Genomic DNA, 9346 nt, shown 5'->3' with positions numbered 1-9346 from the left:
ATAAATTCCATGATGTTGTCGCCATTGACAATGATGAGGTATTACTTCTGATGCTGAAAGAGATGTATTCCCAAGAAGGAATACACTGCGACACTTGCACCGATGCTGCGGCACTGATGGAAATGATACGCCAGAAAGAATACAGCCTGTTGCTGACAGACTTGAATATGCCCGATATAAACGGTTTCGAATTGCTGGAACTGTTGCGTTCGTCCAACGTGGGCAATTCACCAACAATCCCGGTGGTTGTGGCAACCGCTTCGGGCAGTTGTAACAAAGGGGAACTATTGGCAAAAGGCTTTGCCGGATGCCTGTTCAAACCGTTCTCCATATCGGAACTGATGGAGGTTTCCGACAGGTGTGCCATAAAAGCGACACCGGACGGGAAACCGGACTTTTCCGCCTTATTGTCCTATGGCAATGAAGCCGTCATGCTGGAAAAGTTGATAACTGAAACAGAAAAGGAAATGCAGGCGGTACGGGATGCAGCAAAAGAAAAAGACCTGCAAAAGCTGGATTCCCTGATCCACCACCTGCGCAGTTCGTGGGAGGTGCTCCGTGCCGACCAACCGCTGAATGTACTTTACGGATTGCTTCGTGGCGATGCTCTCCCGGATGGTGAAGCGTTAAGCCATGCCGTGACTGCCGTGCTGGATAAGGGAGTGGAAATAATACGGTTGGCAGAAGAGGAAAGGAGAAAATACGAAGATGAATAAGACAAAAATAATTGTGGTGGAAGACAACATCGTGTATTGCGAATATGTCTGCAATATGCTGTCACGGGAGGGCTACCGCAATATGAAGGCTTACCACCTCTCAACCGCGAAGAAACATCTGCAACAGGCAACAGATAATGATATCGTGGTTGCCGACCTGCGTCTGCCTGACGGCAGTGGCATAGACCTTTTGTGCTGGATGCGAAAGGAGGGAAAGATGCAGCCCTTCATCATTATGACCGACTACGCCGAAGTTAATACCGCCGTGGAAAGCATGAAACTCGGCTCGATAGACTATATTCCCAAACAGCTTGTGGAGGATAAACTTGTCCCCCTGATCCGTTCCATACTGAAAGAACGTCAGGCAGGACAACGCCGTATGCCTATATTCGCCCGTGAAGGTTCCGCCTTTCAGAAAATCATGCACCGCATAAGGCTGGTAGCCGCCACCGATATGAGCGTGATGATATTTGGTGAGAACGGCACGGGCAAGGAGCATATTGCCCACCTGTTGCATGACAAGAGCAAACGTGCAGGCAAGCCATTTGTGGCGGTGGACTGCGGTTCACTCTCCAAAGAGCTTGCACCGTCGGCTTTCTTCGGACACGTCAAAGGTGCATTTACAGGTGCGGACAATGCCAAGAAAGGATATTTCCATGAGGCGGAAGGCGGCACGTTGTTTCTGGACGAGGTAGGAAACCTCGCGTTGGAAACCCAACAGATGTTGCTCCGTGCCATACAGGAGAGGCGGTATCGCCCGGTCGGAGACAAGGCAGACCGGAATTTCAATGTCCGCATCATCGCTGCTACCAATGAAGATTTGGAGGTATCGGTGAATGAAAAGCGTTTTCGGCAGGATCTTCTGTACCGCCTGCACGACTTCGGGATAACCGTTCCTCCGTTGCGTGACTGTCAAGAAGACATTATGCCGCTGGCAGAGTTCTTCCGTGATATGGCAAACAGAGAGCTGGAGTGTAGCGTGAGCGGGTTCAGTTCCGAAGCACGTAAAGCGTTGCTGACACACGCATGGCCGGGCAACGTGCGGGAACTTCGGCAGAAAGTTATGGGTGCTGTATTGCAGGCGCAGGAAGGTGTTGTCATGAAAGAGCATCTGGAACTTGCCGTGACGAAACCGACCTCTACTGTCAGCTTCGCCTTGCGCAATGACGCGGAGGATAAGGAGCGGATATTGCGTGCGTTGAAACAGGCAAACGGCAACCGGAGTGTCGCCGCAGAACTGCTCGGCATAGGCAGGACAACACTATACAGCAAACTTGAAGAGTATGGACTTAAATATAAATTCAAGCAATCATAGCCCGTAATTCACTGAATTTGGCTATCTTTGCATAACATTTGAGAAAAACGGCGATTGGCAGGAGCTTTTCGCCGCCAACATATAGGATAAGACCGCAAGGCGTTTCAAGCGAAAATCTGGTAAATTGGAACTACGGAGACGATTGCGTGATGCTTATGCTATGCTTACGCATAGCGTGCATTCACGTACTCTCCGTAAAGGCTTTACCAGAGCCATCGCTTGAAGGTAGTGTGAATTGCACGCTACTTTTTTACCCTTGCCTAACGAAAGGAAACGATTATGGGTAAAGTTCAGATTCTCGCCGTACTGACGATGGACGGATGTCTTTCTTCAGAGTTATATGATAAAGCACATCAGGATTTGTGCCTTGACCGTTGCGGTCTTGATGAAATCAGGAAGAAAGCCTTTTACCGTGTGACACCGGACTATTCCATTTCAATGCTGCACGAATGGAGAAAAGACTGCACAAACATCCGTTACCTCGCGGAAGCCACACCGGACACGGCAGACTATATAAACGGACTGCTGCGGATGCACGCTGTGGATGAAATCATACTATACACCGTTCCTTTCATATCCGGAAGCGGACGACATTTTTTTAAGTCGGCTCTGCCAGAGCAACACTGGACGCTTTCCTCTTTGAAAAGCTATCCCAACGGTGTATGTCGCATTATCTATATCCTTGATAAAAAAGCAAGATAGCCAAAATGTGCGGCAAGCATACATTTCTATTTTCAGGAATAGAATAAATGTTCCGATTACAAACAATTTAAGTCGGAGATAATTTGTCCTTGTGAAAAAATACTGAATTTTATACCTCTGAAATCCAGCACTTTGTAAAATTGAGTGTTGGATTTTTTATTTTCTGCCGCGTTTTTTGCCAATTATATTCATGTGCGCACGCAGAAAACAAAGTGTAATTTTCAAAATTGACAGAACCATGAATTATTTCTTGCTGGCGGAAACCGACTTTTTCCGCCTGATAAACGAAGCCGGCGACTGCAATATGGAAACGGCATACACGGCTTTCGCCACCCAAGTGATCGAACTGTGCAACGGCGGCATGGACATGAACCTTACCGTCATCGCGCTTGCCTACATCGAAATCGAGTTGCAGCACCATCCCGTACGTAATCTGTCAGAAGAAAAAAGAGAGATTGCCGCCTACGTCAGCAAGGCTCTGTCTTTCGTAAGAAAGATGCAGAAATTCCTTGCCACGCCCCAAGTGCCACCACTAATATCCGCCAACAACGCAACAGAAACCACCGCCAGCCTTCTTCAATGGACGGGCAATGCCATCGACCTCGTGGAACTTATCTACGGCATAGACGTGATGGGCTGCATCAACAACGGCAATATGCCGCTCAAACAGCTCGCCCCACTTCTCTATAAGATATTCGGGGTTGATTCTAAAGACTGCTACCGCTTCTACACTGATATCAAACGCCGGAAGAACGAAAGCCGCACCTATTTCATTGACAGGATGCAGGAAAAACTGAACGAGAGAATGTTGCGTGATGAGGAGTTGGAGCGGATGAGAAAATAAAAAAATATCCATTACATATGAGAAGACAGGAATACTCGTATCCTGTCTTTTTATTTTCATTTAATTATATATTAATTAGCACAATATATGTGAGTTTTTCATTCCTATAAGGACAAATTTCAGAAACGTATGTCTGGTAAATTATTGAGTCATCATAGTATGAACATATATCATTACTAAAAACAATGAAACAACTTCCATAAGATTGTGGTTGTAAAAATCGCCATTTAATAGCCCGTTTTTTTTGTAAAATTCGCCAATTAAAAAAATATGATTATCTTTGCATTATATTTTATAAGGTATGGAAACAGTAAATAGAATACTTCAAGAGAAGATTACAGCACGAATCGCGCCCAATAAAGCAGTACTGATTTTTGGTGCTCGCCGTGTTGGTAAAACGGTAATGATGCGTAAAATTGTGGACAACTATTCAGGTAGGACGATGATGCTCAACGGCGAAGACTACGACACATTAGCACTATTGGAGAATCGCTCAATAGCCAATTATCGGCATTTATTGGATGGTATTGATTTGCTGGCTATTGATGAGGCACAGAACATACCACAAATCGGTAGTATTCTGAAGTTGATAGTTGATGAAATACCGGGAATAAGTGTCTTGGCAAGTGGTTCTTCGTCATTCGATTTGCTGAATAAGACTGGTGAACCGTTGGTCGGCCGCAGTACGCAATTTCTCCTTACACCATTCTCGCAACGGGAAATCGCACAGACGGAAACGGCACTTGAAACCCGCCAGAACCTCGAAGCGCGCTTGATTTACGGTTCCTATCCCGAAGTAGTAATGATGGAGAACTATGAACGTAAAACAGACTACCTACGTGATATTGTCGGTGCATACCTGCTTAAAGATATCTTAGCAATTGACGGCTTAAAAAATTCGAGCAAGATGCGCGATCTACTGCGATTGATAGCTTTTCAGTTGGGCAGCGAAGTTTCTTACGAAGAGTTAGGTAAACAACTCGGCATGAGCAAGACGACCGTTGAAAAATACCTCGACCTATTGGAAAAGGTCTTCGTTATCTATCGTCTGGGGGCTTATTCGCGTAACCTACGCAAGGAGGTTACAAAAGCTGGCAAGTGGTACTTCTACGACAACGGCATTCGCAATGCCATTATCGGGGCTTTCTCACCGCTGGCCATTCGGCAGGATGTCGGTGCGCTGTGGGAGAACTACATCATCGGAGAGCGGCGCAAAGCGAACTTCAATGAGGGACTGCACAGGGAGTTCTATTTCTGGCGCACCTACGACAAACAGGAAATCGACCTGATTGAGGAGAGTGCCGACAGTCTTACCGCCTTGGAGTTCAAGTGGGGAAATAAAATGCCGGCCGCACCGAAAGCCTTCCAAGAAGCCTATCCCTATGCCGAGTTTCATGTGGTAAATCGGGAGAATTATTTGGAGTTCGTATAATCAATAAATTACGTATATGGAAACAAAACTACAATCCAAACAGCAATATCCGCGGTTTATCCAAAATAAACCGTGTGGTATTGACAAATTCGATGGAGGTTCGCAAGAAAGGTTGGCAAAAACTATTGCTCGCCATTTTTGTCAGAATGATTCATTGGATGAGGAATGTACTTTACCTCGAATTATCGGCATCGAAGGTATTTGGGGATCTGGAAAATCCAACGTGGTTAAAATGTTGGAACGTGAATTATCAGACGACTATTACTTTTTTGAGTATGACGCATGGGGACATCAAGAGGACTTGCAACGCCGCTCTATATTGGAATTGCTTACAAGCAAACTTATTGATGATGGTATCCTATCTGGAAATGCAACAATAAAAGTCAAAGGTGGAGGTACGAAAACCGTATCATGGTCTGAAAAGCTGAAATATTTATTAGCCCGTAAAACGGAGACCGTAACCGAAAAATATCCCCTTATCAGTAATGGTATGGTTGCGGCATTTTTGGTTGCAGTTTTAACTCCGATATTTACATTTATTGCGTATGCAGTAAAACCTACACCCACAACATGGTGGTTTTCTTTATTGTCTATTATCATAGCTGCACTGCCAGTTCTTATTGCATTGTGCGTTTGGAAATGGGCATATAGCAAAGATCATAAATATGGATGGAGTTATATGTTAGCTATTTATCAAGATAAAGTCGAAAAGGACGTTTGCTATGAGACTTTGAGCGAAGACGAACCAACGGTTTACGAGTTCAAAACATGGATGCAAGACATTTCTGATTTTATCAAGGAAAAAGGACAACGTAAATTAGTCCTTGTTTTTGACAACATGGATCGTCTCCCCGCTGAAAAAGTAAAAGAATTATGGTCTTCTATCCATACGTTCTTCGCCGATAGCGGTTTTGAAAATGTTTGGGCTGTTATTCCTTTCGATGAAACACATTTAGCTTGTGCATTCGGAGATGAGACCGACGAACAAACGAAACAACTGACCAAGTATTTTATCAATAAAACTTTCCCTATTGTTTATCGTGTTGCTCCTCCTGTTATTACCGACTATCGAAGTATATTCAACAAACTGTTTGTTGAAGCATTTGGAGAAACAGAAAATGAAGCGAAAGAAACTATAAATCGGATATTCAGATTGGTAAATCCTAATGCCAATGTTAGGGAAATTATATCATATATCAATGAGATGGTCGCTCTTAAACAAGAGTGGTGTAACGAAATTTTGATGATAAACATAGCATTGTTCTGTTTGAAGAAGACGGATATTCTGGCAAATCCAGTAGAACAAATATTGTCCGGCGACTATCTGAATGGCATTCAAACAATAATTAACAATGATCTGCAAACACAACGCGAAATTGCAGCTTTGGTATATGGTGTCGATGTTGAAGATGCTCGACAAATTCCATTGAAAAAATATATTGAAGGCTGCATCAACGGAGAAGAAGACCACGACATAAATCAATATGCAGAGACTAATAAACAATTTGACACTGTATTAGAAGAAGTTATACAATGTATGGACAATGCGCTTATCGATAAGATTATACATTGTTTGCATAAATTAACTCGAAAGAGCGATGTTATTCTGCGTGTATGGCAAAGAATAGCACAATTGAAATTAAAAGAATCCATAGAGAAGCAGGTGTTCCCTGTCGAATACCAAGAACTGCTGTTGCATTTAGACACGGAAAGCCAAAACCATGTGATTGCTCAATTATATAAGAAGATAGTTCGGTTCAATGACTTCAATGGCGGCGACTATTTCAAAACGTTAGATGCAATAGACAGGTTTATTGCGCAAAATAAGTTGGCGTGCGATTTTACGTCATTGATTGAAGCAAAAACAGTCAAGCCAAATACATTTATCGATTATATTCAAGCTGCAAATGCAACAGATGCTGCCTATCGGGATAACGCGACAACTAAAGCATATAAATATTATCAAGTAGCAACAAATTCGGAGGCGCTCGATAATTATTTGGCAAACTTACTACCCGATAATTTCGACCATGCAGATATTGTAAAAACGTTAAAAGATAATTCTACCTATACGTTTCCAACGCTTTTGCAAGCGATCACGAATTGCATTGATGAACAGAATGTAAATAAAGATAATATAGGGGCTATATTTACAACCTATCGTTTATTGGCATCTGACGAAGAAAGACCTTTACCTGTAACGTTAGATTCAACCTACATAAATCAGTTGCATTCTGAATTAGAAACTGATGGCCGAAACATTAAAGAGTCTGGATATTACGATTTAGTCGCCATGCAATTGGCACATGGTCATTCCGTTTCCTTAATAGAGGGTGGAGATATAAAATATGTTGCAGAACTCATGGACTATTATGTGGATCATGGAGACTTATTAGTAAATAGTGTGGGATGGAATATACCGCTATTAAATGAAACACTACAATACATGGTAAATCATAAACTTGGCTATAAATTATTGCTCTCAGACATATTGCCCCAATTTGAAGATATTAAGAACAGAATAGGTGTAACGGATGAGGTATTTATCGAGCATTTAGCAGAGTGGAATACCGATTTGGATAAGTATATCACTAAGAACAATATTAAAGATGTAATTCCTGACGCATCTTTTTACGATTTGACCACTAAAATAAGCAATGTCCTGACCGATCATATCAATAAAATAGCGTTCGAAGCGTTGTCTGAAATAAGTGTTGATACATTATACGCCCAAAGAACAGCACATACATCATATTATTGGTTTGTCGCAATAAAACATTTACTGGCTAAAATCAAATCCTTGCCAGATAACTTGACTGAATTTGGCAAAAAGATTCTGATGGATATTGCTTCTGGAACTCAAAGTTTGAATCCTTTCCCTAATTGTTTCAAGAATATAGTTGAAAGATTGGATAAACGAAAAATTAAATCGACAGTTACCGATATAAGAAATGATTTCTGCATCGGTAAAAAGACTATCAATGCAATAAAGTTTCAATTTTTCGAAACATGGCTTAGATCGCATGGTAATTTGAAAAGTCAAGCTGGAGACGTTATTGATAAAATAGTGAAACCTGTAATTTCCGATGGGGCATGCCGTTCATTGATTCTGCAAAACAAAGATTTTTATATGGATTTAATAAATACAGCAGGGGATGATGCTTATGAATTGAAAAAGAGTCTCCGAAACCTCATACAAAAAGATTCAGATCCGCAATTGGTTAAATTTGTCAATTCGATAGATTCAGTACCTGAGGTTGAAACCGCGTAAGTATTTGTCTAACAAGTCCGAATTTTACGATTTTACCCGTCAGAACTGAAGTGCCCCCCAAAAAAATTGTATCCAACTTTTGGGGGTCACTTCAAACTTCGATAGGGATAATTTTCAATTTTGGGGACTTGTTAGACAGTCTCATTATCTGGTAGCAGTTTACACAGCACCGGATCGTTTTTGATACGCTCCAGTTCCTCCTGCACAATCTGCTTCACCTCTTCCTTGATGCGCCGGTAGTTCGCCTGCACCGTTTCCTTCATGCGGTCGTTGCCGTCCTCGTCCGTGAAGTTTGTAATGACGGGAATTTTCTTGTAGGCACTTTCTTCCCGTTTCACCTTTTCGGCATCCACCACAATCTCGCAATGAAAAATCTTCTGCTCGATACGCTCGTTGAAGTTGTCGGATACAGAACCGACAAACATTCCCTGCGTAAGCCCGGAAATCTTACTCGGTGGAATGAGCGCGTCCATCTGCGTGTTGATGGAGGTGGAAACATCCTGCCGGTTGATGGAGATGGACTGCCGTTTCTGCAACACCTTACCGAACCGCTCGGAGAGCGTCTTGGCTGTTTCCCCCACCACCTGACCGGAGAAAATATTGCCGACAGTGTTCATCACCACTTTCGCCTCTTTGTCCCCGTAGTCACGCACTAACTGGCTGAAATCCTGAAAGCCCAGACACACGGCAACCTTGTTGCTTCGGGCGGTAGCTATAAGATTGTCCAACCCTTTGAAGTATATTGTGGGCAACTCGTCGATGATGACCGATGACTTCAGCATCCCCTTCTTGTTGATGAGCTTCACGATACGGGAATTATACAGACCGAGTGCCGCACCGTAGATATTCTGACGGTCGGGATTGTTACCCACGCAGAGGATTTTCGGCTCTTCGGGATTGTTGATGTCCAGCGTAAACTCGCTGTCTGACATCACCCAGTAGAGCTGCGGTGAAATCATCCTCGAAAGCGGGATTTTTGCCGACGCTATCTGACCCATGAGCTGCTCCGCAGCCCCTCCAAGCCACGCATCCATGAACGGCGAAAGGTAGTTCTCCAGCTCCGGAT

The 9346-nt window shown here is 43.2% G+C and carries 7 protein-coding genes; 6 read left to right on the top strand and 1 reads right to left on the bottom strand.

The genetic code is table 11. The features are described from left to right. The 6 genes from HPS54_RS12200 to HPS54_RS12175 form a co-directional block, all read left to right on the top strand. On the top strand, positions 1-716 hold a 716-nt coding region (locus HPS54_RS12200; RefSeq protein ID WP_172345710.1), incomplete at its 5' end, for a response regulator. Further along, positions 709-2031 (top strand): sigma-54-dependent transcriptional regulator, encoded by a 1323-nt coding sequence (locus HPS54_RS12195; RefSeq protein WP_004291471.1) that lies wholly within the window; start codon positions 709-711, stop codon positions 2029-2031. The genes HPS54_RS12200 and HPS54_RS12195, both read left to right, overlap by 8 nt. A 279-nt stretch (positions 2032-2310) precedes the next feature. Beyond that, positions 2311-2733: a dihydrofolate reductase family protein gene (locus HPS54_RS12190; RefSeq protein ID WP_004291474.1), complete on the top strand. Its 423-nt coding sequence runs from the start codon at positions 2311-2313 to the stop codon at positions 2731-2733. Between the two features lie 238 nt (positions 2734-2971). Further along, complete coding sequence (locus tag HPS54_RS12185) at positions 2972-3577, top strand: RteC domain-containing protein (protein ID WP_004304269.1); 606 nt, start codon at positions 2972-2974, stop codon at positions 3575-3577. Positions 3578-3878: 301 nt separating this feature from the next. After that, the gene (locus HPS54_RS12180; RefSeq protein ID WP_004291480.1) at positions 3879-5009 is read left to right on the top strand and encodes an ATP-binding protein; all 1131 of its coding nucleotides are present in this window, start codon (positions 3879-3881) and stop codon (positions 5007-5009) included. A gap of 16 nt (positions 5010-5025) precedes the next feature. Continuing rightward, the gene (locus tag HPS54_RS12175; RefSeq protein WP_004291481.1) at positions 5026-8280 is read left to right on the top strand and encodes a P-loop NTPase fold protein; all 3255 of its coding nucleotides are present in this window, start codon (positions 5026-5028) and stop codon (positions 8278-8280) included. 131 nt (positions 8281-8411) lie between these two features. Here HPS54_RS12175 and HPS54_RS12170 read toward each other — a convergent pair. After that, the coding region (locus tag HPS54_RS12170) for a TraM recognition domain-containing protein (protein WP_148373208.1) at positions 8412-9346 on the bottom strand (935 nt) is incomplete at its 5' end.

Origin of the sequence: Xylanibacter caecicola (assembly GCF_013166515.1) — a bacterium.
Classification (GTDB): Bacteria; Bacteroidota; Bacteroidia; order Bacteroidales; family Bacteroidaceae; genus Prevotella; species Prevotella caecicola.
Note: the sequence above shows the minus strand (reverse complement) of the source record. Positions and strands in the feature narration are given on the sequence as shown.